A 26363-nucleotide genomic window follows, 5' to 3' on the forward strand; every position below is an offset into this window, starting at 1 on the left:
CGCGGACCATCAGGTCGGTGCAACCGCCATGCCAACGCGCAAGCGATTGATTTGGCTGGCTTGCTCTTTCCCGATGCGTGCCGGGAAGCGGAAGGTCTTGCCGATGGCGGCAGGAATTTCCGCGTCCTGATCCGCGCAGAAGGCCGTGATCACTCGGCCAGCGTGAGCAGCGGCTTGCCTTTTTCGACGATATAGGTGGCAAGCTCGCTGCCGGTGACGTTACCGGGGTTTTTCGCCGAGTGGGCGGCGCCGGCAGGAATGAAGAGCACGTCGCCGGCCTTGAGCGTCACCGGCGGCTTGTCCTCGATCTGATATTCGAGCGTGCCCTCGAGGACATAGATGATCTCTTCGCCCGGATGCGAATGTTTCGGGAAGGCGGCGCCCGGCGCGATGTCGACGCGTACCTGGATGGCTTCGCGCCCGGGGATGCTGAGGTCGTGTTGTTGCAGGTCGGTTCGCTTGAACTGCGAGAGCTGGGCCTGGGTGGCGTGGGCCACGAAGGCGCTTGCGCCGATCAGTGCGGATATGGTGAGGGCTTGCACGGTCCGTTTCAGATGGTTGCTCATGTTTGACTCCATTTCGGTTTGTCGGGCGAATTATCACTGTGGCAGCGGCTGGCCGGCCTGCTCCTTGACGAGATATTCGGCGTACCAGTCCGGCCAGTTTTCATCGTGCTGGCCGCCGTTGCGTTTCTCGTGCTCGCCATGGGCAGCCGCAGCGCGCCGTAGCGCGGCGGCGAGATCGGCTTGCGAGGCAAAAGTCGTTTCGTTCGCATCGATGCGGCCGGGCAGGCGCGTGGTCACTTCCTGGAACAGCCAGCCGTTGCCGTCGGGATCGGTGAACGAGGCGTAGGAAAGGTAGCTGCCGCGTTCGGGATGAACTCCGTTGATCCGCACGCGCCCGAACAGATAGGGCTCGTCATTGCCGGCATGCACGTCACCGTCGGCGTGGAAGATCTCGCTGACCTTGATACCGCGATCGACCAGGTTTTTGCGGGCGGCCTCGATGTCGGAGACGATCAGGTACAGGCCCTGCGCGGAGCCGGGCGCGGCTGCCGTGACGTTCTTGCCGAAGATGACGGAGGCGGGCGAGCCGGGCGGGGTGAACTGGATGACGCGCCAGTCGTCGCCGGCGAAGTCGGCATCCAGGCGCCAGCCGAGACTGGAATAAAACGCCTTGGCGCGATCGACGTCGGAAACGGGGACGACGGCGATCTCGAACTTCGTGTCGACGGGCTTGTTGGCCTTGGGGGCGGCGGTTTCGGGGCGTTCCTTGACGGTGGCGGTCATTGCTCTCTCCTGTTGGTTGGCGGCGGCGCGTGGATCGTATGGAGTTCGGCGGATACTCTCTTTCGCATTCCGAGGATTATTGCCGGTGAACTAGATCGTGTCCGATGTAATCGAATACGTGTGAATTAGGCCATTAGTTTGGCTATGTCAAGCTGGTCCGATTTAATCGTATGCGATTTATTTGGCGGTCACGGACTGTTGACCGGGGTGTTCCGAGAAGGCGGATCGATGCCTTGCCGAGTAACCAGCACTTGAACTTTGCCGTTCGGTCAGCATTTCAACATCCGACCTATTCACCAGGCGGGAAGGTGCACATGAACCAGCAAGTTGCGTCGCAGGCAAAAGCTCAAACGGCTGAACCGTTTATTGTCCGGCGTGAAACCCAGATCGCCGCTCCTCCCGCTACCGTGTTCGCTTTCCTGACCGATCCCGAAAAGATCGTGAGCTGGATGGGTACGGAGGCAGAGACCGAGATGCATCCCGGCGGACTCTATCTTCTCAAGGGGATCCATGGCCGCGCGGCGCGCGGCACCTTCCGCGAGGTCGTGCCGGTGCACAGGCTCGCCTACACGTTTGGCTGGGACGGCAGCGAGGAAGTGCCGCCGGGATCGAGCCTGATCGAGATTGACCTGATCGAGCGCGACGGCGGGACCTTGCTGTGCATGACCCACAGCGGGCTGCCGACTGCGGCACAGTGCGAGAGCCACAGCACCGGCTGGGCACATTACCTTGCCAGACTCACGCTGTCGGCTGTTGGCAGGGATCCCGGCCCCGATGTGCGCCCCAAATAAAGGCTAGCGCGGTAGCCATCATTGCGAAATTTCATTCGCGCCTGAAGGCCTCGCGAATAATTCGTGACAGGAAAACCGGGCTTGCCGCATGATCGCTTCATGCAGCTTCCTTCGGCGCTTTCCTGGCTCGTCGATGCGGCCGGTGATGCGCCGGGCGCAGGCCGGCTGCTGGCCGAGCTCGGCACGCGGCTGGCCGCCGACGGTCTGCCGCTCGCAGGCGGCGCGCTGACACTGGCGGTGCCGCATCCGCTGATCGCGCGGCGCACCTGGCTGTGGCGGGCGGAAAGCGAGGAAGTGATCGAGGCCCTGGGCTTTGTGGGAGGACTCCCGGCCACGGCGGCAGCAGATTCGTCAGGCGAAGTCGGCCGACGCTGGCTCGCCGAACTTGCCGGCGGTGTCGTGCAGGAAGACGGCATCGGCGCAAAGCCGGACGGACCTTTGCTTGGCTGGATCGGCCCGCGTCCGTTTGCACCGGAAGAGGCCGATGCGCTGCGCGAAGCTGCGCGCTTTGCGGCTGCACCGCTCGCCGCGATCGTGGCGCGCGCCACGCTGACGGCGGCGCTCGAAGCCTATCTCGGCAAGCGCAGCGCCGCACGTGTGCTGTCCGGTCCTTTGCGCCGCGATGTCGGCGAGACCATTTCCGCGGCGCTGCTGTTTGCCGACCTGCGCGGCTTTACGGAAATGTCGGAGCGCCATCCGCCTGCGGAGGTCATCGCGGCGCTCGATGCCTGGTTCGACCGGATCGCCGGCGCGGTGCATGCGTTCGGCGGCGAAGTGCTGAAATTCATCGGCGACGGTGTGCTGGCGATCTTTCCGGTGACGGATGGAGAGCCGCGCGCCGCATGCGATGCGGCGCTGCGCGCGGTGACGGCGGCGCGGGCAGGGATGGCGCATCTCGACAAGGCAAGAGCTGCCCAGGGATTTGCGCCGCTGCCGTTCGGCGTGGCGCTGCATGTCGGCGAGATTCATTGGGGCAATATCGGCGCGGCGGACCGGTTGGATTTTACGGCGATCGGGTCCGCGGTGAATCTGGTCAGCCGGCTGGAAGGGCTGTGCCGGCCGCTCGAAAAGCCGGTGCTGGTCTCGGGCGCGCTAGCGGCCCGGACCACGATGCCGCTGATACCGCTCGGCATGCATGAGCTGCGCGGGATCGCCACGCCATGTGCCGTCTTCACGGTGCCGGACTAGGCGCTATCGGTATCCGCTGGTGTCGGCGGGTTTGCCGGCTTCCTGGACTTCGACGAGATAGCGCCAGGCATCGGGCTGCGAGCCGTCGATGTCGGTAAAGCCGTAGACCTTTGCGAGCTGGCCGGTCGACAGCGACTGGCCGTTCCAGCGCGCAACGTCACGGTCGCTCGCCAGCGCCACCACCGCGCGGCCGGGATAGGCCGGGCTTTCAGCGATCGCAAAATGCGGAATGCGCGCGGCGGCCCCGCGCCAGTTGGCTTCCGTCACGCCAAAGGCCTCCAGCATCGCCTCCGAGCGCAGCCAGCCGGGCGTCAGGCAAACCGCGGTTGCGGCATGCGGCTTCAGTTCATGTCCGAGCGCAAAGGCCATGCGCAGCACGGCGGCCTTGCTGAGATCGTAGAAGAAGGAGTTGCGATAACGGCTTGAATTATATTCGGCGGTGCCGTCGCCGACCTCGACGACAAGGCCGCCGGGATTCCTGATCAGCAGCGGCAGCGCAAAATGGCTGGTGATGGCATGCGTCTCGACGGCGAGGCGCAGCATGTGCAGGCCGTAGTCGAGGTCCGATTCCCAGACGGTCTTGTTCCACTCGATATGCGTGGCGCCAAAGATGTCGTTGACGAGGATGTCGAGGCGGCCTTGCTCGGCCGCGATCCGTTCGACCAGCGCGCGCACGCGCGCGGGTTCGAGGTGATCGACTTCGACCGCGATGCCGCAGCCGCCGGCGCGGTCGACAAGCTGGGCCGTCTCCTCGATCGTCTCGGGCCGGTTCATCTCGGAACGGCGATTTCGGGTGGAGCGGCCCGTGACATAGACTGTCGCGCCGGCAGCGCCGAGCTCGACGGCGATGCCGCGTCCGGCGCCTCGCGTTGCGCCGGCGACGAGCGCGATCTTTCCAGCCAGCGATTTTGTCATCCGGTACTCCCTGACGCTTGCGGGCCCGCGGCGTAACTGCTGTAATTAAATTAGACAGTAACAGCCTAGCGAGGGCGGCGTGACCGGTAAAGTAAAATTAGACAGTTACAGGGATGCCGGGATCCTGGTCTCGATCGATCTCGTCAACGAACTCGTTGTCGAGGAGGCGGGTGAGGCGGCGTCGCGCGATGCGGTTGCCGCACTCAAGCGCATCCTTGCCGTCGATGCCAACTCGGTCGCGGCGTTGCGGCCGGGGCATGTGCGGGGCTTTGGCGAGCTGGCGCGCGAACTGCACCGCGTGTTCGCGGCGCTCGATCGCGATGACCTCGATGCCGCGGCGTTGCGCGTCAACCGCCTGCTTTCCAGGCATCCCGCGCATCCGTATCTCGCCAAGGAAGCGGGGCGCTGGCGGCTGCACCATCATCCGGCGGACGCGCCGCTGCTTTCGATGTGGTCGGCGATTTGCGCCGAGGGCCTGGCGTCGATGATCTCAGCCGATCGCGCGTCGCGCCTGGGCATTTGCGAACGGGTGGAGTGCGGCCGCGCCTATGTGGACCTCACGCGCAACGCAAGCCGGCGATTCTGTTCCCTCAATTGCCAGAACCGGGTGAAGGTCGCCGCCTTCCGGGAACGGGCGAGCCTCGGAACCCGCCGGGAACGAAGCGGTTCGATCTAACGCGGTCGTGATATCCGATATTCAACCGATAGGTTGACTATCGACTGACTGCGCCGTTATATTCAACCACATGGTTGAGCTACAAACCCGGCAGATGAATTCGATCTTCCACGCGCTCGGCGATGCCACGCGGCGGCAGATGATCCGCGATCTCGCGGACGGAGAGCGGTCGGTCAGCGAGCTGGCGGAACCGTTTTCCATCTCGCTCGCGGCGGCCTCCAAGCACATCAAGGTGCTGGAGAACGCAGGGCTGATCCGGCGCGAGGTGAGGGGCCGCACACACATGTGCTGGCTCGAACCGGGGCCGCTTGCCAGCGTTCACGAATGGCTTGGTTTCTACGAGCGTTTCTGGACCGAGCGGCTCGATGTGCTCGAGCGTCTTCTGAGCGAGGAGGACGCAAGCAAGACCGTGCTGCGCAAGGCGGGCCGCAAGAGCGGGAAAGGACACAAGCGATGAACGATGGCATGTTATCAGACAATTATGGCTCGCTGATCGAGCCGACGACGCTGAAGATCCAGCGCATGCTGCCCGGTCCGGTCGAACGCATCTGGGCGTATCTGACCGACAGCGAACTGCGCCGCAAATGGCTGGCGGCCGGCGTGATGAAAGGACAGCCGGGCGCGGACTTCGAGCTGGTCTGGCGCAACGAAGAGCTCAACGATCCCCCAAGCAAGCGGCCGGAGGGATTTTCGGAAGAATCGCGGATGAAGAGCCGGATCCTCGAATTCGATCCGCCGCGCAAGCTTGCGATCACCTGGCGCGACACCGGCGACGTCACCTTCGAACTGGAGCCGCGCGGCGAAAGGGTGCTGCTCACCATCGTCCATCGGCGCTTCCCCGATCGCGGCATGATGCTCAAGCACATGGCCGGCTGGCACATGCATCTCGACGTGCTGGTCGCCCGCGTGAACGGACTCGAGCCGGCGCCGTTCTGGGATGGCTGGGCGAAACTGCACCGGGAATACGAGACGCGCCTGCCGGCCTGACGCGGACGGCGCGCACAACAAGCATCAAGACAAGACAGGAGGTTAGTCATGAAGGCTCATGTCGTTTCTGCAAAGGAATGGGGCGCCGCGTGGGAAAAGATGCTGGTGCGGGAAAAGGAGGTGACCCGCGCACGCGATGCGCTGATGGCCGAGCGGCGGCGGATGCCCTGGATGGCGGTGGAGAAGAAATACGAATTCGACGGGCCGAACGGCAAGGTGAGCCTGCTCGACCTGTTCGAAGGCCGGCATCAACTGGTCGTCTATCGCGCCTTCTTCGAGCCGGGCGTGCACGGCTGGCCCGAGCATGCCTGCATCGGCTGTTCGCTCGGAGCCGACCAGGTCTCCAACCTCGTCCACCTCAACGCAAAGGACACGACGCTCGTCTACGCCTCGCGCGCGCCGCAGGCCGACATCGCGCGCCTGAAGGCGCGGATGGGGTGGGAACACATCCCGTGGGTAACGATCACCGACAGTTTCGATGCCGATTTCGGCGTCGACGAATGGCACGGGCATAATGCCTTCATCCGCGACGGCGAGCGCATCTACCGCACGTACTTCATCAACAACCGCGGCGACGAGGCGATGGGCTCCGTGTGGAGCTATCTCGATATGACCGCACTCGGCCGCCAGGAAGAATGGGAGGATTCGCCGGAAGGTTATCCGAAGACCCGGCCGTACAAATGGTGGAACTGGAACGACAGCTACGTTCCCGGTGCCGCGCCCGATCCGAAATGGGTCGCGGTGTCGGATGCAGGCGAGGCGGCGTTCCGGAACAAGAACAAATAATCCGCTGACGCGGCATCGCCGATGGAGTCGGAGCGATGAAATTCTATTCGCGAACCGGGTCTGGAGCGCCGGCGGCCGGTCGAGCCACGCTCCAGCCTGAATTGGGCACCCTGCGTCTTCGAGAGGGCGCATTCAGGATAAGCGCGGACCGTTTGCTGTCGCTTGCGGCCGCGCCGACATTTGCGTTGATGGCGCTGCTGACGAGCGTGCTGGGATCGGCGGATATACTGTGCTCGTCTGCGAAGGCGTCACCTCTGACGGGGATGGTCCTCATGTACCTGCTGATGTCCGCCTTCCATCTGGCGCCCTGGCTGCGACTGATCTCCGGCCGACGAAGCGGCTAGCCCTCGCAAAAAAGTTACCGGTGCCTGTCGTCTTTGGCGTTTCCCAATCGTCTTGCAGGCGAGAGAGCCAAAACGGAGATTTGTTATGGACCCTTCCCGTTATCGCTGGGTGATCGTCGCGGCCGGCGGCCTGCTCGGCTGCGTCGCGCTCGGCGCAATGTTTTCGCTGCCCGTCCTGCTGCAATCGATCGCGCATGACACCGGCTGGTCGATCGCCGGTATTTCGAGCGCCATGACGATCGCGTTCCTTGCCATGGCGTGCGCCAGCATGGTCTGGGGCACCTTGTCCGACCGGTTCGGGCCGTTGCCGGTAGTGCTGACGGGATCGACGGTGCTGGCGGCCAGCATTGCGCTTGCAAGCCAGACGACCTCGCTTCTCGTCTTCCAGTTGGTCTTCGGCGTAATGGTCGGCGGCTCGATCGCCGCGATCTTTGCCCCGATGATGGCGACCGTGACCGGCTGGTTCGATGCCCGACGTGTCAGCCTTGCCGTGTCGCTGGTATCGGCCGGCATGGGCGTCGCGCCGATGACGATGTCGCCGCTGGTGGGATGGCTCGTCTCCATCCATGACTGGCGGACGACCATGCTGATTGTCGCGGGCATCGTGGCCGCCGTCATGATTCCGGCATCGCTGTTGGTGCGGCGCTCGCCGGCACTCACGCACGGAAATGCGGCTGTCGCGGATGGCGGACCGCCGGCCGAGATGTCGGTGGGCGAAGCGATACGATCGCCGCAATTCATCATCCTGCTGCTGACCAATTTCTTCTGCTGCGCCACCCATTCGGGGCCGATCATCCACACCGTCAGCTACGCGGTGAGTTGCGGCATCCCGCTGATCGCGGCGGTTTCGATCTACAGCGTCGAGGGATTTGCCGGCCTGTTCGGCCGCATCGGATTTGGCTTGCTCGGCGACAGGTTCGGAGCCAAGCGCGTGCTGGTGGCGGGATTGCTGATTCAGGCCTTTGGAGCGCTCGCCTACGCATTCGTGCGCGACCTCGGCGCATTCTATGCCGTGGCGGCGTTGTTCGGCTTTGTCTATGCCGGCACGATGCCGCTCTACGCGGCGATCGCTCGCGAAAACTTCCCGCTCAAGATGATGGGCACCGTGATCGGCGGCACGGCGATGGCGGGCAGCCTCGGCATGGCGACCGGGCCAATCGCCGGCGGTCTGATCTACGACACCTTTGCCAGCTACACGTGGCTCTATGTCGGCTCCTGGGCCATGGGCCTCGGCGCGTTCCTGATCGCGATGACCTTCAGGCCGTTCCCGAAGACGCAAGCCGCGCCGGTCGCGGCGTCGGCGTAGTCTAATGAGCGAGCCCGGGCACGTATGCCCGGGCTTTTCTCTTGGAATACCATGCCGCGCCTTGCGGGACGTGACAGACACGTAAAGCGTGTAAATGACGATCGCCGCTTCCCGGGCGATTGTGAATGGAATATGTTTGGCGTCACCCGCTATTGCTGCCTGCCGCATTCCATCGAAAATTTCGGGAGAGTTTCTGTGCGAAAATTGATTGTCGCCCTCAGCGTCCTGATGCCGGCGCTGTTCGGTTCGCTTCCCGCATTTGCTCAAGCCGCGCCACCCAGCGAAGCCGCGCGAAGGGCCGAGTTGACCGCTGCGTGGGAAGCCGCCAGCAAGGCCGGCAGCGCCGGGCCCACGGACATCGCGCTGATCGACCAAGCCGCGCTAAAACTTCCGGCCAACTATTTCTTCGTGCCGAAGGCTGAAGGCACGCGCGTGTTGCGCGCGCTCGGCAATCTCGTGAACGATGCAACCTTCATCGGTCTTGTCGTCGGAACACAGCAGAACGACCAGTGGATTGTGGTGGTTCGTCACATCAAGGAAGGCTACATCAAGGATGATGAAGCCAAGGACTGGAACGCCGATGATCTCCTGAAAAACATCAAGGAGGGCGTGGATGAGTCAAACAAGGACCGCCTTGCGCGCGGCTTCCCCGAGATGGAGGTCATCGGATGGGTGGAACGGCCCGCTTATGATGCCAAAACTCATCGTCTGGTGTGGTCGATGCTGGCCAAGGACAAAGGTCAGCCCGACAACACCGAGAAGAACATCAATTACAATACCTATGCGTTGGGGCGTGACGGCTATTTCAGCCTGAACCTGCTGTCCGGCTCTGAGCGGATCGCCAGCGATAAATCGGTGGCCCACAAGCTGCTCGCGGAACTCTCCTACAATCCCGGCAAACGCTATGAAGACTTCAACGCGACCACCGACCGCATCGCAGAGTATGGCATCATGGCTCTGGTCGGCGGCGTGGCAGCCAAGAAGCTCGGACTTTTTGCACTGCTGGCTGCGCTGGCGGTCAAGTTCGGCAAGGTCATTCTGCTCGGCGCGGCTGTCGTAGGCGCCGGCCTGGTAAAATTTTTCCGTCGCAAACCGCGCACCGAATAGGTCCAACATGGGGACGGTCGCGGCGTCGGCGTAATCAAATGAGCGAGCCCGGGCACTGTGCCCGGGCGCGGCTTCCGAATATCAGAGCCTTGGATCGATTGGCTCGCTCTCGAGCGCCAGGACGGCGAAGACGCATTCGTGAACGCGCCTCAGCGGTTCGCGTGCGACGAAACGTTTCAGGGCCTCGTGGCCCAGCGCAAATTCGCGAAGCGCGAGGTTCCGCTTGCCGCCAAGACTGCGCTCGCGAAGCCGGACAAGATTTTCCGGCACGTCATATTCGGGGCCGTAGATGATCCGCAGATATTCCTGACCTCGCACCTTCAATGCGGGCTGGATGAGACCCCTTTTGCCCTTCGCAATGAAGGCACGGGGTTTCACGACCATGCCTTCGCCGCCGCCAGCTGTCACGTCTTCCCACCAGCCAATCGCATCGCGCGTGGCTTCTTCACTCACGAGCGCCACCGTCCGCCATTGCGTTCGGGTGACGACGCCATTGGCCGAAGTTGCCAGGCGATCGGCAAGGTTCATGTGCCAGACGTGATCCTGATCGAACCAGACACGTCCTTCGCTGGCGAGCAGGTGAAAGGGGGCGACCTTGAGATCGTCCACTCCTTTGACCGGCCACACGTAGGGCGCCCAGGCTTTGCCATAGAGTTCAGCGCGCCTTGCGCGATCGATGAAGCGATTGCGGATATCCGAAGTCTCCAGGCCGCGACTGCCGGCTTGTGCCAGTGCTTCCACGGCAGCCGCCAACCCTGCGCGTGACGACGCTGCCACCGGGGCATACTGGCTTTCGATCAGGCTGCCGGCCTTCGCCGACCATGGCATGATCTCGGCATCGAATAGCAGCCAGTCCGTGCTGAGTTCGTCCCACAAGCCGGCGTCCTGGACCGCGCTACGCAGCCGCGCGAGCAATGCTTCCGTCGTCGCGGATTCGTTGAAGAAAGCCCGTCCGGTCCGGGTCCAGATCGCACCGGTCTCCTCACCAGCAATGCCAAATCGTGCCCGGGCCGCCTCGGCCGTCGTGCAAAGCGCAATCACCGCACGCGAGCCCATGTGCTTCTCTTCACAGACGACCTCGTCGATACCGCGTTCGCGAAAATGCGCAAATGCTTCCTCGGGACGTTCCAGCCAGCCGTCGCGCGCGCTGGTCTCGGAGGGCGACATGGTCGGAGGAAGATACGCGAGCCATTGCGGCGCCAAGGAAAACCGGCTCATTGCCTCCAGGGCGGCCGCAGCGTTCTCCTCGGCAACGACGACGCGGCCCTTAAGCTCTGTATCGATCCAGCGCCGGCCGCTGACATCCCTGATGTCGAGCACCTCGTCGGCATCGGCCTGCGCGGAAGCGGATGCGGGTGGGGCGCGGAGAGGGCGGATTGGCTCGGACCAGACTTGCACCGCCGGAACATCGACCAGTTCCTTCTCCGGCCAGCGGAGTGCCGTGAGCTTGCCACCAAAAACGCAACCGGTATCGATGCAAAGGGTGTTGTTCACCCAATCCGCGCGGACCACGGGCGTATGTCCGTAGACGACGGTGGTTGGCCCGCGATAACTTGCCGCCCAATCGGCTCGTACAGGCAAACCGAACTCGTCGGTCTCGCCAGTGGTCTCGCCAAACAGCGCGAATTCGCGAACCGCGCCCGATCCGCGGCCGATCATTTCTTCCTTGAGCCCGGCATGCGCCACCGCGAGGCGTCCGCCGTCGATCCAGACGTGGCTGCGAAGATCATCCAGAAAGTTTTTCACCGCATCGCGGAAACTGCGATCTTCGCCTGCGAGTTGGTCGATCGTTTGTTGCAGTCCATGCGCGATCGTCACGTTGCGGCCGGCCAGCCAGCGTTCGAGCTTTCGATCATGGTTGCCCTGCACGGCATAGGCGATTCCATCAGCCGTCATGCTCATCGCAATCCGCAGGACGTCCGGAGAATTCGGGCCACGATCGACGAGATCGCCGACAAAGATCGCCTTGCGGCCTTCGGGCGGGGTGACCTTGACGCTACGGTCGCCATCACCTGACCATTCGACGCGATAACCGAGTCTGGCCAGCAATGCCTGGAATTCGTCGGCACAGCCGTGCACGTCGCCGATGATATCGAACGGCCCGCGGTCGTGGCGTTTGTCGGTCCAGAGCGGCTGCCGGGTGACGGCGGCACCCTCGATGCTGTCGACGCCGGAAAGCTTCCAGACCTGACGAAAGCCCTCGCGCTGTAGGCCGCCCAGCCCGCGCCGGATCTCCGAGGTCATGCGCTGCACGACCTGGCCGCCGAAATTGCGTTCCGGGCGCGTCCTGTTGCGCTCGATACAGACATCGATGCCGGGATCGATGACGATCGCGACCGGCAGCGCGTGCCATTTGCGCGCCAGCTCGATCCACGGCTTGCGGTCCGCAGTACGCACGTTGGTGGCGTCGAGCACCGCAAGCTTGCGGTGCTTCAGCCTTTTGCCGGCGATTTCGCGCACCAGGTCGAAGGCGTCGACGGTGACGCCTTGATCGGTCTCGTCGTCAGCGACAAGGCCGCGGCAGCGGTCCGACGAAATGATTTCCGTCGGCAGAAAATGCTTCGCGGCAAACGTCGATTTGCCCGAGCCCGTCGAGCCGATTAGCACCACGAGGGAGAAGTCGGGGATGTCGATACGCATGATAGACGCACTCATCGGGAAAATACTGCCATTTGGGTCGGCGCTCCCAGGAGATCATCCCGCCGGCCGATGCCGCCAACGGAGGTGCGATAGCCGTAGGTGGATGCGATCCTGCCGGCCCATGCCTCGAATTCGGCGCGGGTCCATTCGAAGCGATGATCGGGATGGCGGAATGCGCCTGCGGCAAGTGTCGGAAACAGGGCGTTGTATTCCGCATTCGGTGTCGTGACGACGACCACCGGCGGGCGATGCTCGCCGAACACGACGCGCTCGACCAGTGGCAGGCGGTCCGGGTCAAGATGCTCGATCACTTCGACGAGTGCGGCGGCATCGACCCCGGCCCAGCGCTCGTCACGGTAGGTTAGGGACCCGTGCAGCAGCAACACGCGTCCCTCGGGCGGTCCGCCCGGCTGGTTCAGCTTGAGCCGCTTTACGGCGCGTTCCAGCACGTTTGCCGCAGGGTCAAGACCGACGAGGCGCTCGACCCAACGCTCACGGACGAGCTGTTGCAATAGCTTGCCTTCGCCGCAACCGAGATCGGCGATGCTCTTTGCGCCGGCGGCACGCAGCGCTTCCACCACCGCCGTCATCCGTTCGTCGTTCAAGCGGATCGGCGCCTCGATGGCGTCTTCCGCCGCAACCCGCGACCCGGTTTCGGCGGCTTCTTCCTCCGTTTCCGGAGCCAGTCGCGCAAGTGCTGCGCGCGCAAGAATGCCGCGGTGACGAAGATAGCGGCGGACGATCAACTCCTTTGATGGATGCCGGTCGAGCCAGCCTTCGCCGCGGGCGAGCAGCTTGTCGATCTCGTCGTCGCCCACCCAGTAATGCTTGGCATCGTCCATCACGGGAATCAGCACATAGAGGTGATTGAGAAGTGCGCTCAACCGAGCCTCTCCGGTAAGACGCAGGCGCGCGTACAGGCTACTGCCGGCACCGTCGGGGCCGGCGACGGGATCGATTTCGACGCGCCAGTCCAAGGGCTCGAACAACGCCCGCAGCAGCTTTTCGCCGCCACGCATCGGCAGCGGCGTCACCACGGCTTCGAGCGGGATGACGCTGCCGGCCAATTCCTGGCGCGCGTTGCAGACGCCGCTCATCGCGGTGCGAAATGCCTTGTTCAGCGCGACCGACAGGAACGAGGAGGCCGCGTAGGGGCGGTCGTTGACATATTGGTCGAGCAGGCCGTCGGCGCGCCCCTTGCCGCGAACGAGGCCGATGGGATCGACATCGAGCACGAGCGTAGCTTCGCAGCGCGTTTGCTCCGCTTCCGGATAGAACAGCAAAGCCTTGCCGAAAGTCAGCTCGATCTCGTGCAGCCGATCGGGATGCTTGTGCAGCAGGAAACCGAGGTCGGTCGCGGGCCGATAAGTGGTTGCGATGGAGAGGAACATGCGCGCTCAGATAGCTGATGAAGAGATTGCGATCCAGGTGTTTGCCGATGAAAAGCCCGGACACGCTGGCGCGTGTCCGGGCCATTCGTTGTTGCTACGACCATCACTGTAGCGTCGCTTCCGACGCGGCGATCCACGCGATTACGGCTTCCGAGAAGCCGCTGACGCGCGTCCAGGCGCCGTGGCCGACACCGTGCTGGTACGAGGCCACGTTGACGATGGTGCCGCGCCCCTTGGGAGCGGGGACCTGGTCGTGGCTCTGCTCGTCGGTGAAGACGATCAGGCGATCGCCCTTGCGGTCGATCTCAGCCACGGCCTTGCCGAGCCAGGTGCCGCTGTGCGCCTGCGAGTCGATGATCGCATCGCGCAGCGCAAAGCCGCGGCGCGGAGGGATCTTCACGACAGAATCGCTGAACGTGAAGATTTCCACCTCGTCGCAGACTTCGCGGGCGAGGACGGCAAGACCACAGGCCGCCTCCGCGCGCGTCATCTCGGACTGCGCCGAGAGCGGGGCGAACATCGATCCCGATACGTCGATCAACAACCGCGTCCGGCCGGGAAGCCGGACATAGCCCTTGAGCGACTTCAGCATCGCACTTTCGAGCTCGGGCTCGAAATCCGGCGCATAGCGCGCCGCCGTGATGAAGCGGTAGGGAAGGATACGATCCGTCCGCATCGCCTCGATCGCGTCAGCGATGATCTTGCGCGGCACCTCCGCCTTCTGCATCAGGCGCAGGTTGCGGAGCAGCGCGAGGCCGCCCAGCCTGTTCTCGCCGATCAACCGCTCGAACGTCTCGCGCTTGTCCTTGCCGGACGAGAGCGAGACCTCCCAGGTGTCGGGCGAAGCCAGCTCGCCGTCGACGAGCTGCTTCCACACCTTTTCCTGGGTAGCGTCCTTTGGCTTGGCGTGCACCAGGAACAGGACGTCCCGGATGCGCACCGCGCCGTCGCGGTCGTACTTCGCGAGCTGGTAGGCGTCGAACTTGGTCAGCGCGCGCGCCAGACCCTTCTTGATCTGCGCCGAGACGGGCTGACGCTTGCGCTGCTGCTGGGGGCCGAGCGCATCGGCCCAGTAGATCGCCAGCAGCTCCGTCATCTCGTCGGGACGCTGGATCACCTGGGCCAGCGTGTCGGCGACCAGCGCCCGGTGCTTCTCATGCCGTGCCATCTCGCGCAGCACGAGCAGCGGCGCATGCCGCAGCTTCATCACCTCGCGCGCCTCGATGGCAAGCGCGGCGACGCGGGCAGGGGTGACCTTCGGCACCAGCGCCTTGATGCGCTCGGCGATCGCGACGCCGTCCTCGTAGAACTGGTCCTCCCACAGGAGGCAGTTCATCAGCGCGCGCTTCAGCTCCATTTCGGGCGTGAAGCGCTTGCCCCGCGCACCCTCATGGGTGAGGGCGCGGACGATCTTGTTGATCCTGACCATGATGGCCTCCTCTTGGGTTGATTATGGATGGGAATGGGGTGCCGGGGAACAGGCGAGGCTGGACCGCCCTTATCGGGCTTCTCATGCTCTACCGACTGAGCTACGGACTTTCGTCCGGAGGGACTCGAACCCCCGACCCTGAGATCACGAAGTAACAGCACTCTTCACCACCGGCGAAGCGCATGATCCGGAAAAGTGTGAAGCGGTTTTCCGGCGCGACAAACGCGAAGCGTTTGCGCGAGGATCATGCGCACTTGGAGCACACGGTCCGGGAACGGGCGATGCTGAGACCCCGGCTCGCAGCTTACCCTGCGGGCCAGGTAGCGCTCTATCCACTGAGCTACCGGCGCATGGAACGCCGGGCGGGATTCGAACCCGCGACCTCTCGTGTTGCAGACGAAGTAACAGCGATCTTCACCACGGACCGTGATCGAGTAGGCGGGGAACAGGCGATGCTGTTATGCCCTCGCGGGCTACCGTTTTCGAGACGAAGTAACAGACATCTTCACCACCGCCTTCGATGCTTGCGCATCGACAGTTGAAAGGCACGCTGGGGAACAGGCGATATCGGCGTCAGTGAGAGGCAACACAGTTTTCCTCCCTGCGGAAGAACACTGCGCCGGGGCGCGTGCGGGACCCTCGCTGGGCCGCTCCCCGGTGCGTGCGTCACAGGCGGGATTCGAACCCGCTTTACCATGGGAGCGAAGTATCCGAGATCTTCACCACCAGCGTCGGTTGAGCCGCAAAGATGCGGCTAACCAAATCAAACAAACAAAATTCTGTCGCGGCGCTTCTCAACGGCGCGCCGCCATTGCGAACCCTCTCTGGTTCGCCCCGCCATCGGTGTCCGGCTCATCGCCTCGTTCCCTCCGACAGGCCCCGCGCGCTCGGGCACACGCTTCTCCAGCGTGAGCCCCGGGATCCGGGTCTCCCGTTCCGGCTTTCGCCGGCGAAAATCTTTTGGCAAGCCGCGCTCCGGACAACAAAAAACCCTCCGGAGCTGCTGGCTCGGGAGGGTTCGTGCAAAACGAACTGTCGACCTCGCATTATGCGAGTTCGCTCCCATGAGCCGGGCATGCGGCTTCGTTCGGCATAAAGCCGCGCGATAGCTCGATGTGATTTCTTAATCCGTAGTGCATCGAAAGCTCATGTTGGTTCACGAACCCGATTGTTCGCGAGGGCGCGGGACATACGCCCTGAAGTTGCCGATGTCAACAGCAAGAATCGGGAAGAGTCGTCGCTGCCGGCACAGCCGTGGCGAAATGGTCACGGCTGTACTGCGCGGCGCGACGATCGTGCGCGCCGCAATTTGCGTTACAGTGCCTGCCGCATTCCACACGAACAGGATTTTTTGAAATGGCACGCGTGCGCTGTATCACCGAGATGGGCATGGGCGTCGACGTCCACGGCAAGGACGCCACCAAGGCGGCGAAGCGTGCGGTGTCGGACGCGATCCGCCATTCCAGCCTCGGCTTCTTCCGCATGCTCGGCAAGACGGCGAACGATATGTTCGTCGACGTCACGATCGCCGTGCCGAATCCGGAGGCGGTCGACACGGCGGCGGTGGCGAAAGAATTGCCGTACGGCACCAAGACCGTCACTGCCGTGAAGGGCGGGCTCGAAATCCCGGCGGAGCAGGGCAGCGATTCCATCCTGATCGCCAACGCTGCCGTGATTGTGAGCTTCGACGACGACAAGGGCGGCTAGACTCTTTTTCCTGCGTCATTCAAGGTGACAGCAGGCCCGGATGCGGCGATCAAGTCCGCATCAGGTGACAGGGGAGTGACGCCGCCATGAAACGCCTTGCCACGCCTTTGCTTGTGTCCGCCGCGCTGTGCGTGGCTGTTGCGTTGCCGGCGCAGGCCGAGATGGACGTCGCGCGCCTGAAGGCCGCCATCGAGAGCTCGTTCGAGGCCGATTATCCAAAGCTCGACGCGCTCTACAAGGACTTGCACGCTCAACCCGAACTCGCCTTCCAGGAGGTGAAGACCGCCGCAAGGCTGGCCGCCGAGATGCGCGCGCTCGGTTTTGAGGTGACCGAAAAAGTCGGCAGGACCGGGCTGGTGGCGATCTACAACAACGGCGATGGGCCCACGATCATGGTGCGCACCGAGCTCGATGCGCTGCCGATGGAGGAGAAGACCGATCTTCCCTATGCCAGCCGCGCCAAAGCCCCATGGTTTGGTCGCGAGACGTTCGTGGCGCATAGTTGCGGTCACGACATCCATATGGCGAACTGGGTCGGCACGGCGAAAACGCTGGTCGGGATGAAGGATCAGTGGAAGGGCACGCTGATGTTCATCGCCCAACCGGCCGAAGAAACCGTCGAGGGCGCCAGGGCGATGCTGGCCGATGGCCTGTTCACGCGCTTCAAGAAGCCCGATTTCGCGTTTGCCCTGCATGCCGGCGGCGTTCCCTACGGCTATGTCAACTACCGCGTCGGCGTCGGCTCATCCAATGTCGATGGTCTCTACGTGAAATTCAAAGGCCGCGGCGGGCATGGCGCGATGCCGCATCGCACGATCGATCCCATCATGATGGCGGCGCGCTTCATCGTCGATGTGCAAACCGTAATCAGCCGCGAAAAGGATCCGACCGAATTCGGCATCGTGACCATCGGATCGATTCACTCCGGCACCGTCGGAAACATCATTCCTGACGATGCGACGTTGCTGGGTACGATCCGCAGCTTCAAGCCGGAGGTGCGCGCCAAAATGCTGGCGGGCATCGAACGGACGGCGAAGGCGGTGGCTGCGATGTCGGATGCGCCGACGCCCGATGTCAGGATGGGCGAAGGCACCAAGGCCGTCATCAACGATCCCGGCGTGGTCGCAACCGCCGAGAAGGCGCTGAAGGTAGCGTTCGGCGAGAAGCTGAGGCAGACGCCCGCGAACACGACCAGCGAGGATTTCTCCGAGTTCGCCGGCGCCGGCGTGCCGTCGATGATGTTCAATATCGGCGTCTATGAGCCGGAAAAGTGGATGGAGGCCAACAAGAGCGGAACGCCGCTGGCGGGCAATCATTCGCCGCAATTCGCGCCGGTGCCGAAGCCGACCTTGGAGACCGGGATCACGGCGATGACGCTCGCCGTGCTCAGCGCATTCGACCAGCACGCGCGAGGGAAATGAACCATCCGCTTGATCGTCCGATCTGGAGCGCGCTGACCACCCGCCAACAGCATTTTGCGGAAGGCGGCGCGCTGGCGCGGCGCTATCCGCCCGATGTCACGCCGTTCGCGGATATGGCTGATATGTCGCCGCAAAATTTTGCGGCGCTCGGCGAACTGATGTCGGGGTCAGAGATTGCCGTGCTGTTCACGCCGGACGTCGTGACGCCGCCGGCCGAATTCAACGTGCTGCTGGCTAAACCCGGCGAGCAGATGATCGGGATGCCCGCGGAGGCCGCAGTACCGGGCGTCGAGCTTGTCAGCCTCGGCGCCGCCGACGTTGCGGAAATGATGGCGCTGACCGAATTGACGAAGCCGGGCCCGTTCGGCCTGCGCACGCACGAGCTCGGAACGTTCCTGGGAATCCGGATCGGCGGAAAGCTCGTCGCGATGGCCGGCGAGCGAATGAAGCCCGGCGACTATACCGAGATGACCGCGATCTGCGTGCATCCGGACCACCGTGGCCGCGGCTATGCGCAGATGCTGCTCGGCGCGATCGCCCGGCAGATTGCCGCGCGCGGCGAAATTCCGTTCCTGCATGCGTTTTCCGACAACGCTTCGGCGATCGCGCTGTATCAGCGGCAAGGCATGACGATCCGCCGGCAGTTGCAGGTGACGGTGTTGCAGAAGCGGGCGCCCTAGCGCCTGGAATAGAGCCGTTCATCCCACCACACCGGCTCGGGCAAGCCGTGGGTAATCCCCTTGGCATCGGGGTGCACAGGGTTGATCAGAAAATTCCGTTCAAGCCTTGCCGGGATGGAGGGAACGATCAACAGGGCCGAACGCCTCTGTTGATACCAATCCTGGGCAAATGTCTTGCATATGGTTTCATTCCGGGAGTCCCAGCCCGGATGCCCCGCTGTCTGGAAAATTTCGTAGCTGGTGCTGTTTGGAATCGTGATCTCGATGGAGTGCTGGTTGGCCGGCATCACCAGATTGGCATGGACCAGTTTTTCCAACATCGCGGTCGAGTAGTGCTCCGACGTGTAGATAACGGGACTGGCGTGCGTGTTCCATCGGCCCGGATAGAGGCGAGCGCCCTCGGCATCGTAGATCGGATGAGCGCCGTTGGGATCGCCGATCCGATAGCAGGTGAGAACCCGATCCGTTTTCGGCACACTCAAACGCCGCCGCTATAGGCTGCGCGGCCGAGCAGATTGATGACCGCGTCGGCTCCAGGACCGGTAGCCAACGCGACTTCAAGGGGGGCGGCATCGTCAAGCATCGGATGGGGACGATCGAGGAAGCTGCGGACTTTTGCCTCGTCGCCAAAGATCTCCAGTCCGAAGGCAAATACTTTTGCAATGCGCGCCAGACGGTCGCTCTCTTCCGTCGTGAGCGGCTTCTTGTCCCGGCGTCGGCGTTCCAGCGTCGGCTTCGGTACTACGCGGTAAGTGAAGCGGCGGACATCGCCCGGACTGACGCGGCCGGCGACCCGGTCGAGCGCCGAGACCGGCAATCCCTTCTGCACGGAATAGGCGAGACTCAATGTTGGCTCCGCCTTTTTGGACTTAAGGCCCAGCAGATAGTGAAGGATCGCGGTCTGATTGCTCATGGGAACCTGCATCATTTGATGCAAATATATGCCTCAGATGAAAAACGTTCAATATCGTGATTGCGCCCCTGAATGTTCATGATATGTTCTATTCCACTATGAGTAGCATGGCAAGAGATAGTGGTCGACTGTTTCTGGCACTTCTTCCAGACATGGCAACGGCAGCAAAAATCTTCCGGCTCGCGGGCATTCTCAAACGTGCGCACAATTTTTCCGGCGAACTCATTGCAGCCGACCGCTTGCATGTATCGCTGTTTTTCCTCGGCGCTCTGCGAGCGGGTGAGGGTTGCGCGGTCTGCCGCAAACACGGAGCCGCGTTACCCATCCCGCCGTTCGAAATTTCCTTCGATCGGACAGCCACCTTTGGACGCCAGCCGGGAAACCGTCCCTTCGTATTGTTTGGGGGCGAGGGGTTGAGCCAGCTAAGGTGGTTTCGCGAGAAACTAGGTATCGAACTGGGGTTGAAGGGAGCCGCGAATAGACAGTTCGAACCGCACGTTACGCTGCTGTACGACAGGCACCGTGTGGAAGAACATCCGCTGGGCGAGCCAGTTTCCTGGATCGTAAACGACGTTGTGCTCGTTCACAGCTTGAACGGACACGAGCATGTCGCGAAGTGGCGGCTTCGCGGCTAACCCCAAGCAACAGTGTTCGCAATTCAGCTGCCACCCCCGCCAAAATACTCCGGCTTCCCCGTTGTCCAGGTCTCGCCCCAATGCTGGCCGCCGCCGTCCACCGTCAGCGTTTCGCCGGTGACGAATTTGCCGCTGGGGCCGGCGAGGTAGACGCAGGCTTCCGCGATGTCCCAGGGCGAGCCGGCGCGCATCATCGGGTTGGAGCGCGGGTAGGTGGCGATCGCTTCGGGCTTGTAGACCTTCCATCCCTCGGTTTCGATCGCACCGGGCGCGATGCAGTTGACGCGGATGTCGAGCGGCGCCCATTCGACCGCCACCGCGCGTGACAGGCCGATGACGCCGGATCTTGCAGCAATCGTGTGGGCGATGCCGTAGAGGCCGTGCGTGGTCACGACCACGATGTTGACGATGCTGCCGGGATGTTTTCGGTCGCGCCAGCGTCTGGCGGCGCCCTGCATCATGTACCAGGTTCCGTTGAGGTTGGTGTTGATCACAGCGTTCCAGCCCTTGATTGAATAGTCGATCGCAGGTTGCGGGAACTGCCCGCCGGCGCTGTTGACGAGGATGTCGAGGCGGCCCTGCGCGGCCCACACCTTTTCGAACAACGCATCGACCGCATCCGGCTCGCGGATATCGGCGGCATGGGCGGATGCCCTCAGATTCCGCGCCGCCAGTTCGGCAACGAGCGTGTCGAGCTTTGCCTGGTCTCGGCCGACCAGAGCGACATGTGCGCCGAGGCGAGCGAACAGCCAGGCGATGGCGCGGCCGATGCCGCCGGCGCCGCCGGAGACGATCGCGACCTGATCCTTCAAAGCATCCGCGGCATAGACGGTCGAATGCGTCGAAAACTCGGCGTCGGTCTGTTTTTGACTGTTGTCCATGCGCGATGCCGGCCTTGCTGTCTTTGGGCGCGTAGAGTAGCTGCGTACGAGCCCTGAAGCCAACGCCGCGAGTTTCGATGTCCGATCTCTCCGCCTTTCCGATTACAAAACGCTGGCCCGCAAAACATCCGGACCGGTTGCAGCTCTATTCGCTGCCGACGCCGAACGGCGTCAAGGTTTCGATCATGCTGGAGGAGATCGGACTGCCTTATGAGGTCCACCTGGTCGATTTCAATAAGGATGACCAGAAGACGGCGGAGTTTCTCTCGCTCAATCCAAACGGAAAAATCCCGGCAATCCTCGATCCCGATGGGCCGGGCGGCAAGCCGCTGCCGCTGTTCGAGTCCGGCGCGATCCTGCAATATCTCGCCGAGAAGACCGGAAAGCTGCTGCCCGCGGATCCTGCCCGGCGCTGGCAGACGATCCAGTGGGTGCATTTCCAGATGGGCGGGATCGGCCCGATGTTCGGCCAGGTCGGCTTCTTCCACAAATTTGCCGGCAAGGATTTTGAGGACAAGCGGCCGCTCGAGCGTTACGTCAACGAGTCCAAGCGCCTGCTTGGCGTGATGGAGACACAGCTTTCGGGGCGGCAATGGATCATGGACAGCGAATACACCATCGCCGACATCTCCATGCTGGGATGGGTGCGCAATCTGATCGGTTTTTACGGGGCGGGCGACCTTGTCGGCTTCGATGGCTTCAAGAGCGTCGCGTCGTGGCTGGAACGTGGGCTAGCACGGCCGGCGGTGGAGCGCGGGCTGAATATTCCGAAGCGGCCTTAGAGCATGATCCGGAAAAGTGGAAACCGGTTTTCCCTCGCGACAAACGCGAAGCGTTTGCGCGGAGATCATGCTCAAACCAAAAAGATGATCACCGGCCTTGCAGCAGCTCATAGACCACAGGGTTGTCGGCGCAGGCACCGAAGCCGCATTCCAGCAATGTCGACACCACGTTGAGCGCGGTCAGCGCGATCACCAGCCAGACCGCGATCGTCGCAAACAAATCGGGTGCGTCGAATTTCGGTGCGGTTGCTTCCGGTTCGAACTGACGGTCGAACAGCAGCATGGCCGATATCAGGAGGATGGCCGCGGCAAAGCCGATCAGGGCCAGCGTGTAATAGTGGTAGCCGAGCAATGCCGTGCCGTAGCTGGGATCGCCGGGCAGGATATGCAGCAGCACCTGGCGCGTCGAAAAGGCAAAGCCGGCGGCGGCGGCGAACAGCGACAGGGCATAATGGCTCGGGCGCGGTCCGAAGCGCACATTCATGATCGGCCCGATCGCCAGCATCGCGAACTGGATGCGCTGGAGCAAACAGAGCGGGCAGGGCAGCTCATGCAGCAGGAGCTGCGCGGCGAACGCTGCAATCAGCACCAGCGCCACCGCATAGAGGCTGAGGGCGTTGAGGGTGGTGGCCAGCGAGCGCGTCACGGCCATACCTCAAAACGACAGTTTCAGCGCGTCGGTCGCGTGATGCAGATAGGTCGCGACCGAGGCGATCAGCGCGGCGGCAAACAATCCAAGCGCCAACGGCCGTGACCCACGCCAGGCGGCGAGCATGACGATGACGACAGCCAGAAACAGCGCGGTGAATTCCATTCTCGCCTCCGCTAACGGTGCAATCCTTATCATGATCGCACGACACTGTGCAGCGCAGGGGTTGACATTCCCTCTACACGGGAATGTTCGTTGTCGGGTCGGCCACCCCGCCCCATGATGGCCTCGTTCCTTAAGTCCTTCGCGAGTCTCCCATGACCACAGCCGCCATTCGCCCCGCCGCCAATCACCAGCCCTGGTACAAGGTCCTTTACATCCAGGTGCTGATCGCAATCGCGCTGGGCATCCTGATCGGGCATTCTTATCCGACCCTCGGAAAGGAATTAAAGCCGCTCGGCGACGGATTTATTGCGCTGATCAAGATGATGATCGCGCCAGTGATCTTTTGCACCGTGGTGCATGGCATCTCCTCGATGGGCGACCTCAAGCGGGTCGGCCGGGTCGGGCTGAAGGCGCTGATCTATTTCGAGGTGGTCTCCACGGTTGCGCTGGCGATCGGGCTGCTCGTCGGCAGGACGCTACAGCCGGGCGCCGGCTTCAACATCGATCCCACCGCGATCGATCCGAAAGCGGTCGCCACCTACGTCACCAAGGCCAAGGAAGAAGGCATCGTCTCGCATCTGATGGCGATCATTCCCGACAGCTTCATCGGGGCGCTCGCGCGCGGCGACCTCTTGCAGGTGCTCCTGATCTCGATCCTCTCGGGCTTTGCCATCGCCTATATGGGCAAGGCGGGTGAGCCGATCGCCTACGCGATCGACCAGGCCGCAAAAGTGTTTTTCGGCGTGATCCGCATCATCGTTCGCGTTGCCCCTATCGGAGCTTTCGGCGCGATGGCGTTCACCGTCGGCGCCTATGGCCTCGGCTCACTCTGGAACCTGATTGCGCTGATCGGCACGTTCTATCTCACGAGCGTCTTGTTCGTGCTGATCGTGCTCGGATCGATCGCGCGGATTTCCGGTTTCTCCATCCTGCGCTTCATCGCCTACATCAAGGACGAGCTTCTGATCGTGCTCGGCACGTCGTCATCCGAGACGGTGCTGCCGCAGATGATCCAGAAGATGGAGCATCTCGGCGCCTCGCGTTCGGTGGTCGGCCTCGTGATTCCGACCGGCTACAGCTTCAACCTCGACGGCACCAACATCTACATGACGCTGGCGACGCTGTTCCTGGCGCAGGCGACCAACACGCCGCTGACGATCTGGCAAGAACTCGGCATTCTCGGCATCGCCATGATCACCTCCAAGGGCGCCTCGGGCGTGACTGGTGCGGGCTTCATCACGCTGGCGGCGACGCTCTCCATCGTGCCCGACATTCCCATCCAGTCGCTCGCCATTCTGGTCGGTATCGACAAGTTCATGAGCGAATGCCGGGCGCTGACCAACCTGATCGGCAATGGCGTCGCCTGTGTCGTGATCAGCCGCTCCGAAGGCGAGCTCGACAAGGACAAGCTGCACGAGACCATGGCGCACCCGATCGAGCTCGGCGAAGCCCTCGAGCCGGGCGCGAGTACCGAGCAGGCCTGAGAGCGGGAAGAAACAGGCCCCTTTCCACCCCCGCAGCCATGCGGTCGGGGAATCGTGAAGCCATTCCTGAAAAAATCATGGCTTCGCGAAAGAAAAGCCCGGTCGATCTGAGAGCATGCGGCCCGGGAGCCGTATGCGGCTACCCCAATTTCAAAAAGGAGACCGTCATGTCGACGTCATTCAACCGCCAGCGCCGCCGCTTCTTCGGCCTTGCCGCCGGAATCGCCGCCGCAACGAAGTTTGGCTTCGCGGGAAGCGCGAGCGCTCAAACGAAGGGCGGTGCGGCGCAGATTCCCGCGATCAAGCCGGGGACCAATACGTCGTTTGCGCCGCTGAAGCAGGTTGAAGCAGGTGTGCTGAATGTGGGTTACGCCGAGGCCGGTCCCGCTGGCGGTCCGGTGGTGATCCTGCTGCACGGCTGGCCCTACGACATCTACAGCTATGCCGATGTCGCGCCATTGCTGGCGGCGGCGGGCTATCGCGTGATCATCCCGTATTTGCGCGGCTACGGAAGCACGACCTTCCGGTCTGCGGAGACCATGCGCAGCGGCCAGCCGGTGGCGGTTTCCGCCGACATTATCGCACTGATGGACGCGTTGAAGATCGAGAAAGCGGTGCTCGGCGGCTACGATTGGGGCGCGCGTACCGCCAACATCATGGCGGCGCTCTGGCCCGAGCGCGTCAAGGCCATGGTGTCGGTCAGCGGCTATCTGATTGGCAGCCAGCAGGCCGGACGAATGCCGCTGCCGCCCAAGGCCGAGCTGGAATGGTGGTACCAGTTCTACTTCTCGACCGAGCGCGGCCGCGCCGGCTATGACAAATACCGGCACGATTTTGCAAAGCTGATCTGGCAGCTCGCTTCGCCGAAATGGCATTTCGACGATGCGACGTTCGAGCGAAGCGCTGCGGCCTTCAACAATGCCGATCACGTCGACATCGTGATCCACAATTACCGCTGGCGGCTCGGTCTTGCCGAGGGCGAGGCAAAATTCGACGAGTTCGAAAAGAAGCTGGCGCAGGCTCCGGTCATCTCGGTACCGACCATCACGATGGAAGGCGACGCCAACGGCGCGCCGCACCCCGAGCCCAGCGCCTACGCCAAAAAATTCTCGGGTAAATACGAGCACCGGCTGCTCACAGGCGGCATTGGGCACAACCTGCCGCAGGAAGCGCCGCAGGCCTTTGCGCAGGCAATCGTCGATATCGCCAACGGCTGATCCGGAACAACGACATGAAAAAAATCCTTCTAGCGCTGGCCATCGCCGGCGCAACCGGTCTCGCGGTCTCTTCGCTTGTCGCTGCTACCGTCGATGAGGCGTCTCCGATCTTCGGCGTCAAGATTCCGCATGGCTACCGCGAATGGCAGATGATCGGGGTGGCGCATGAAGCAGGCGTCGACGAGCTTCGGGGCGTGCTCGGCAACGCCACCGCCATGAAAGCCTATCGGCAGCACACCCTGCCGTTTCCCGATGGCACCGTGCTGGCAAAACTCGCGTGGAAGCACGTTCCGTTGCCCGGGCTTAACGGAGCTTTCGTGACCGGCGCGAGCACCACGGTGCAGATCATGGTCAAGGATTCCAAAAAATATGCCGCGACCGGCGGCTGGGGTTTTGGCCGCTTCATCGACGGCAAGCCTGCCGACGAGGCGCAGCACAAGACGTGCTTTGGCTGCCATCAGGCCCATGCCGGCGATCATGATTTCGTCTTCACGCGGTACGCGCACTGACAAAGACGAATGGCCGGGCGCATCGATGTGGTGATAAGCCCGGCCCGGTCTGGCGCAGTTGCCGCTGCGGCGTTAGCTTGCCTGCGCAGCGGCAAGACGAGGGATCAAGCTTTGGCCATCACCATCTACGGTATCAAGAACTGCGACACCATGAAGAAGGCGCGCGCCTGGCTCGACGGCAAGGGCGTCGCCTACGGCTTCCATGACTACAAGGCCGCCGGCATCGACAAGGACAAGCTGAAGGGCTGGGCCGACAAGGTCGGCTGGGAGACGCTGCTCAACCGCGCCGGTACGACGTTCAAGAAACTGCCCGATGCGGACAAGGAAGGCCTGACCGAGAAGAAGGCGCTCGCCCTGATGCTGGCACAGCCGTCGATGATCAAGCGACCGGTACTCGAGCACGGCGGCAAGCTGCTGGTCGGCTTCAAGCCGGATGTCTATGCGAAGGAAGTGGGCGGTAAAGGCCGGTAA

The 26363-nt window shown here is 63.0% G+C and carries 30 protein-coding genes and 1 tRNA gene; 18 read left to right on the forward strand and 13 right to left on the reverse strand.

Annotated elements, in window-relative coordinates:
* Positions 1-9: 9 nt before the first annotated feature.
* From JQ628_RS12395 to JQ628_RS12405, 3 genes are read right to left on the reverse strand one after another with little or no spacing between them, the layout of a single operon-like run.
* Complete coding sequence (locus JQ628_RS12395) at positions 10-153, reverse strand: hypothetical protein (protein WP_212222849.1); 144 nt, start codon at positions 151-153, stop codon at positions 10-12.
* Positions 150-566, reverse strand: coding sequence for a cupin domain-containing protein (locus tag JQ628_RS12400; RefSeq protein ID WP_212222850.1), 417 nt, complete (start codon positions 564-566; stop codon positions 150-152). Before JQ628_RS12400 ends, JQ628_RS12395 begins: the two co-directional genes overlap by 4 nt.
* 33 nt (positions 567-599) lie before the next feature.
* Positions 600-1289: a VOC family protein gene (locus tag JQ628_RS12405; RefSeq protein WP_212222851.1), complete on the reverse strand. Its 690-nt coding sequence runs from the start codon at positions 1287-1289 to the stop codon at positions 600-602.
* A gap of 314 nt (positions 1290-1603) precedes the next feature.
* Between JQ628_RS12405 and JQ628_RS12410 the strand changes: the two genes are divergently transcribed.
* A complete protein-coding gene (locus tag JQ628_RS12410) occupies positions 1604-2080 on the forward strand; it encodes an SRPBCC family protein (RefSeq protein WP_212222852.1) in 477 nt (158 codons plus the stop codon).
* Between the two features lie 99 nt (positions 2081-2179).
* A complete protein-coding gene (locus JQ628_RS12415; RefSeq protein WP_212223147.1) occupies positions 2180-3268 on the forward strand; it encodes an adenylate/guanylate cyclase domain-containing protein in 1089 nt (362 codons plus the stop codon).
* Positions 3269-3271: 3 nt separating this feature from the next.
* On the opposite strand, the gene JQ628_RS12420 is transcribed toward JQ628_RS12415, so the two are convergent.
* Complete coding sequence (locus JQ628_RS12420; RefSeq protein ID WP_212222853.1) at positions 3272-4183, reverse strand: SDR family oxidoreductase; 912 nt, start codon at positions 4181-4183, stop codon at positions 3272-3274.
* Between the two features lie 79 nt (positions 4184-4262).
* On the opposite strand from JQ628_RS12420, the gene JQ628_RS34845 reads away from it, so the two are divergent.
* From JQ628_RS34845 to JQ628_RS12455, 7 genes are all read left to right on the forward strand, one after another.
* Positions 4263-4859 carry a CGNR zinc finger domain-containing protein gene (locus JQ628_RS34845; protein WP_212222854.1) on the forward strand — a complete coding sequence of 199 codons (597 nt, stop codon included), beginning with the start codon at positions 4263-4265 and terminating at the stop codon, positions 4857-4859.
* Between the two features lie 70 nt (positions 4860-4929).
* Positions 4930-5316: an ArsR/SmtB family transcription factor gene (locus JQ628_RS12430; protein WP_212222855.1), complete on the forward strand. Its 387-nt coding sequence runs from the start codon at positions 4930-4932 to the stop codon at positions 5314-5316.
* Entirely contained in the window at positions 5313-5846 is a 534-nt protein-coding gene (locus JQ628_RS12435; protein WP_212222856.1) for an SRPBCC family protein, read from the forward strand. The genes JQ628_RS12430 and JQ628_RS12435 overlap by 4 nt, the downstream gene beginning before the upstream one ends.
* Before the next feature lie 48 nt (positions 5847-5894).
* Complete coding sequence (locus tag JQ628_RS12440; protein ID WP_212222857.1) at positions 5895-6632, forward strand: DUF899 domain-containing protein; 738 nt, start codon at positions 5895-5897, stop codon at positions 6630-6632.
* A 35-nt stretch (positions 6633-6667) separates the two neighbouring features.
* Positions 6668-6976 carry a hypothetical protein gene (locus tag JQ628_RS12445; protein WP_212222858.1) on the forward strand — a complete coding sequence of 103 codons (309 nt, stop codon included), beginning with the start codon at positions 6668-6670 and terminating at the stop codon, positions 6974-6976.
* A gap of 85 nt (positions 6977-7061) precedes the next feature.
* Complete coding sequence (locus JQ628_RS12450; protein ID WP_212222859.1) at positions 7062-8282, forward strand: MFS transporter; 1221 nt, start codon at positions 7062-7064, stop codon at positions 8280-8282.
* Between the two features lie 24 nt (positions 8283-8306).
* Positions 8307-9389, forward strand: coding sequence for a DUF2167 domain-containing protein (locus JQ628_RS12455; protein ID WP_249127822.1), 1083 nt, complete (start codon positions 8307-8309; stop codon positions 9387-9389).
* A gap of 81 nt (positions 9390-9470) precedes the next feature.
* On the opposite strand, the gene JQ628_RS12460 is transcribed toward JQ628_RS12455, so the two are convergent.
* The 4 genes from JQ628_RS12460 to JQ628_RS12475 all read right to left on the reverse strand — a co-directional run bounded on the left by JQ628_RS12460 (position 9471) and on the right by JQ628_RS12475 (position 15277).
* Entirely contained in the window at positions 9471-12029 is a 2559-nt protein-coding gene (locus JQ628_RS12460) for a polynucleotide kinase-phosphatase (RefSeq protein WP_212222860.1), read from the reverse strand.
* 11 nt (positions 12030-12040) lie between these two features.
* Positions 12041-13420 (reverse strand): 3' terminal RNA ribose 2'-O-methyltransferase Hen1, encoded by a 1380-nt coding sequence (locus tag JQ628_RS12465; RefSeq protein WP_212222861.1) that lies wholly within the window; start codon positions 13418-13420, stop codon positions 12041-12043.
* A 103-nt stretch (positions 13421-13523) separates the two neighbouring features.
* Positions 13524-14849: a TROVE domain-containing protein gene (locus JQ628_RS12470; RefSeq protein WP_212222862.1), complete on the reverse strand. Its 1326-nt coding sequence runs from the start codon at positions 14847-14849 to the stop codon at positions 13524-13526.
* Between the two features lie 351 nt (positions 14850-15200).
* Positions 15201-15277: transfer RNA gene (locus JQ628_RS12475), tRNA-Ser, on the reverse strand.
* Positions 15278-16205: 928 nt separating this feature from the next.
* Here JQ628_RS12475 and JQ628_RS12480 point away from each other — a divergent pair.
* The 3 genes from JQ628_RS12480 to JQ628_RS12490 all read left to right on the forward strand — a co-directional run bounded on the left by JQ628_RS12480 (position 16206) and on the right by JQ628_RS12490 (position 18657).
* Positions 16206-16556 (forward strand): Lin0512 family protein, encoded by a 351-nt coding sequence (locus JQ628_RS12480; RefSeq protein WP_212222863.1) that lies wholly within the window; start codon positions 16206-16208, stop codon positions 16554-16556.
* Positions 16557-16642: 86 nt separating this feature from the next.
* Entirely contained in the window at positions 16643-17977 is a 1335-nt protein-coding gene (locus JQ628_RS12485) for an amidohydrolase (protein ID WP_212222864.1), read from the forward strand.
* Positions 17974-18657: a GNAT family N-acetyltransferase gene (locus JQ628_RS12490; protein ID WP_212222865.1), complete on the forward strand. Its 684-nt coding sequence runs from the start codon at positions 17974-17976 to the stop codon at positions 18655-18657. The genes JQ628_RS12485 and JQ628_RS12490 overlap by 4 nt, the downstream gene beginning before the upstream one ends.
* Here JQ628_RS12490 and JQ628_RS12495 read toward each other — a convergent pair.
* Both JQ628_RS12495 and JQ628_RS12500 read right to left on the reverse strand, forming a co-directional pair.
* The gene (locus JQ628_RS12495; protein ID WP_212222866.1) at positions 18654-19139 is read right to left on the reverse strand and encodes an RES domain-containing protein; all 486 of its coding nucleotides are present in this window, start codon (positions 19137-19139) and stop codon (positions 18654-18656) included. The two genes, JQ628_RS12490 and JQ628_RS12495, sit on opposite strands and share 4 nt — an antisense overlap.
* Positions 19136-19570: an antitoxin Xre/MbcA/ParS toxin-binding domain-containing protein gene (locus tag JQ628_RS12500; RefSeq protein WP_212222867.1), complete on the reverse strand. Its 435-nt coding sequence runs from the start codon at positions 19568-19570 to the stop codon at positions 19136-19138. Before JQ628_RS12500 ends, JQ628_RS12495 begins: the two co-directional genes overlap by 4 nt.
* 83 nt (positions 19571-19653) lie before the next feature.
* Between JQ628_RS12500 and JQ628_RS12505 the strand changes: the two genes are divergently transcribed.
* On the forward strand, positions 19654-20205 hold the full coding sequence (locus JQ628_RS12505; protein WP_212222868.1) for a 2'-5' RNA ligase family protein: 552 nt from the start codon (positions 19654-19656) through the stop codon (positions 20203-20205).
* A 23-nt stretch (positions 20206-20228) separates the two neighbouring features.
* Here JQ628_RS12505 and JQ628_RS12510 read toward each other — a convergent pair whose 3' ends face one another.
* Positions 20229-21086 (reverse strand): SDR family oxidoreductase, encoded by an 858-nt coding sequence (locus JQ628_RS12510; protein ID WP_212222869.1) that lies wholly within the window; start codon positions 21084-21086, stop codon positions 20229-20231.
* 77 nt (positions 21087-21163) lie between these two features.
* Between JQ628_RS12510 and JQ628_RS12515 the strand changes: the two genes are divergently transcribed.
* Positions 21164-21868 (forward strand): glutathione S-transferase family protein, encoded by a 705-nt coding sequence (locus JQ628_RS12515; protein WP_212222870.1) that lies wholly within the window; start codon positions 21164-21166, stop codon positions 21866-21868.
* A gap of 88 nt (positions 21869-21956) precedes the next feature.
* Here the strand turns inward: JQ628_RS12515 and JQ628_RS12520 are convergent, their stop codons facing one another.
* Both JQ628_RS12520 and JQ628_RS12525 read right to left on the reverse strand, forming a co-directional pair.
* A complete protein-coding gene (locus tag JQ628_RS12520; protein ID WP_349628056.1) occupies positions 21957-22514 on the reverse strand; it encodes a disulfide bond formation protein B in 558 nt (185 codons plus the stop codon).
* Between the two features lie 9 nt (positions 22515-22523).
* Complete coding sequence (locus tag JQ628_RS12525) at positions 22524-22682, reverse strand: DUF5993 family protein (protein ID WP_212222872.1); 159 nt, start codon at positions 22680-22682, stop codon at positions 22524-22526.
* A 152-nt stretch (positions 22683-22834) separates the two neighbouring features.
* On the opposite strand from JQ628_RS12525, the gene JQ628_RS12530 reads away from it, so the two are divergent.
* The 4 genes from JQ628_RS12530 to JQ628_RS12545 all read left to right on the forward strand — a co-directional run bounded on the left by JQ628_RS12530 (position 22835) and on the right by JQ628_RS12545 (position 26363).
* Positions 22835-24166, forward strand: coding sequence for a dicarboxylate/amino acid:cation symporter (locus tag JQ628_RS12530; protein ID WP_212222873.1), 1332 nt, complete (start codon positions 22835-22837; stop codon positions 24164-24166).
* Positions 24167-24333: 167 nt separating this feature from the next.
* Entirely contained in the window at positions 24334-25383 is a 1050-nt protein-coding gene (locus tag JQ628_RS12535; RefSeq protein WP_212222874.1) for an alpha/beta fold hydrolase, read from the forward strand.
* Between the two features lie 14 nt (positions 25384-25397).
* Positions 25398-25892 carry a cytochrome P460 family protein gene (locus tag JQ628_RS12540; protein WP_212222875.1) on the forward strand — a complete coding sequence of 165 codons (495 nt, stop codon included), beginning with the start codon at positions 25398-25400 and terminating at the stop codon, positions 25890-25892.
* Positions 25893-26003: 111 nt separating this feature from the next.
* Complete coding sequence (locus JQ628_RS12545) at positions 26004-26363, forward strand: ArsC family reductase (protein WP_212222876.1); 360 nt, start codon at positions 26004-26006, stop codon at positions 26361-26363.

Source organism: Bradyrhizobium lablabi (assembly GCF_018129385.1).
GTDB classification, from domain to species: Bacteria; Pseudomonadota; Alphaproteobacteria; order Rhizobiales; family Xanthobacteraceae; genus Bradyrhizobium; species Bradyrhizobium lablabi_C.

Excerpts from the sequence above, each read along its gene's own strand:
- JQ628_RS12400 (WP_212222850.1), bottom strand. The coding sequence starts at position 566 with ATGAGCAACCATCTGAAACGGACCGTGCAAGCCCTCACCATATCCGCA.
- JQ628_RS12405 (WP_212222851.1), bottom strand. The coding sequence starts at position 1,289 with ATGACCGCCACCGTCAAGGAACGCCCCGAAACCGCCGCCCCCAAGGCC.
- JQ628_RS12410 (WP_212222852.1), top strand. The coding sequence starts at position 1,604 with ATGAACCAGCAAGTTGCGTCGCAGGCAAAAGCTCAAACGGCTGAACCG.
- JQ628_RS12415 (WP_212223147.1), top strand. The coding sequence starts at position 2,180 with ATGCAGCTTCCTTCGGCGCTTTCCTGGCTCGTCGATGCGGCCGGTGAT.
- JQ628_RS12420 (WP_212222853.1), bottom strand. The coding sequence starts at position 4,183 with ATGACAAAATCGCTGGCTGGAAAGATCGCGCTCGTCGCCGGCGCAACG.
- JQ628_RS12430 (WP_212222855.1), top strand. The coding sequence starts at position 4,930 with ATGGTTGAGCTACAAACCCGGCAGATGAATTCGATCTTCCACGCGCTC.
- JQ628_RS12435 (WP_212222856.1), top strand. The coding sequence starts at position 5,313 with ATGAACGATGGCATGTTATCAGACAATTATGGCTCGCTGATCGAGCCG.
- JQ628_RS12440 (WP_212222857.1), top strand. The coding sequence starts at position 5,895 with ATGAAGGCTCATGTCGTTTCTGCAAAGGAATGGGGCGCCGCGTGGGAA.
- JQ628_RS12445 (WP_212222858.1), top strand. The coding sequence starts at position 6,668 with ATGAAATTCTATTCGCGAACCGGGTCTGGAGCGCCGGCGGCCGGTCGA.
- JQ628_RS12450 (WP_212222859.1), top strand. The coding sequence starts at position 7,062 with ATGGACCCTTCCCGTTATCGCTGGGTGATCGTCGCGGCCGGCGGCCTG.
- JQ628_RS12455 (WP_249127822.1), top strand. The coding sequence starts at position 8,307 with ATGCCCGGGCTTTTCTCTTGGAATACCATGCCGCGCCTTGCGGGACGT.
- JQ628_RS12460 (WP_212222860.1), bottom strand. The coding sequence starts at position 12,029 with ATGCGTATCGACATCCCCGACTTCTCCCTCGTGGTGCTAATCGGCTCG.
- JQ628_RS12465 (WP_212222861.1), bottom strand. The coding sequence starts at position 13,420 with ATGTTCCTCTCCATCGCAACCACTTATCGGCCCGCGACCGACCTCGGT.
- JQ628_RS12470 (WP_212222862.1), bottom strand. The coding sequence starts at position 14,849 with ATGGTCAGGATCAACAAGATCGTCCGCGCCCTCACCCATGAGGGTGCG.
- JQ628_RS12480 (WP_212222863.1), top strand. The coding sequence starts at position 16,206 with ATGGCACGCGTGCGCTGTATCACCGAGATGGGCATGGGCGTCGACGTC.
- JQ628_RS12485 (WP_212222864.1), top strand. The coding sequence starts at position 16,643 with ATGAAACGCCTTGCCACGCCTTTGCTTGTGTCCGCCGCGCTGTGCGTG.
- JQ628_RS12490 (WP_212222865.1), top strand. The coding sequence starts at position 17,974 with ATGAACCATCCGCTTGATCGTCCGATCTGGAGCGCGCTGACCACCCGC.
- JQ628_RS12500 (WP_212222867.1), bottom strand. The coding sequence starts at position 19,570 with ATGAGCAATCAGACCGCGATCCTTCACTATCTGCTGGGCCTTAAGTCC.
- JQ628_RS12505 (WP_212222868.1), top strand. The coding sequence starts at position 19,654 with ATGTTCTATTCCACTATGAGTAGCATGGCAAGAGATAGTGGTCGACTG.
- JQ628_RS12510 (WP_212222869.1), bottom strand. The coding sequence starts at position 21,086 with ATGGACAACAGTCAAAAACAGACCGACGCCGAGTTTTCGACGCATTCG.
- JQ628_RS12515 (WP_212222870.1), top strand. The coding sequence starts at position 21,164 with ATGTCCGATCTCTCCGCCTTTCCGATTACAAAACGCTGGCCCGCAAAA.
- JQ628_RS12525 (WP_212222872.1), bottom strand. The coding sequence starts at position 22,682 with ATGGAATTCACCGCGCTGTTTCTGGCTGTCGTCATCGTCATGCTCGCC.
- JQ628_RS12530 (WP_212222873.1), top strand. The coding sequence starts at position 22,835 with ATGACCACAGCCGCCATTCGCCCCGCCGCCAATCACCAGCCCTGGTAC.
- JQ628_RS12535 (WP_212222874.1), top strand. The coding sequence starts at position 24,334 with ATGTCGACGTCATTCAACCGCCAGCGCCGCCGCTTCTTCGGCCTTGCC.
- JQ628_RS12540 (WP_212222875.1), top strand. The coding sequence starts at position 25,398 with ATGAAAAAAATCCTTCTAGCGCTGGCCATCGCCGGCGCAACCGGTCTC.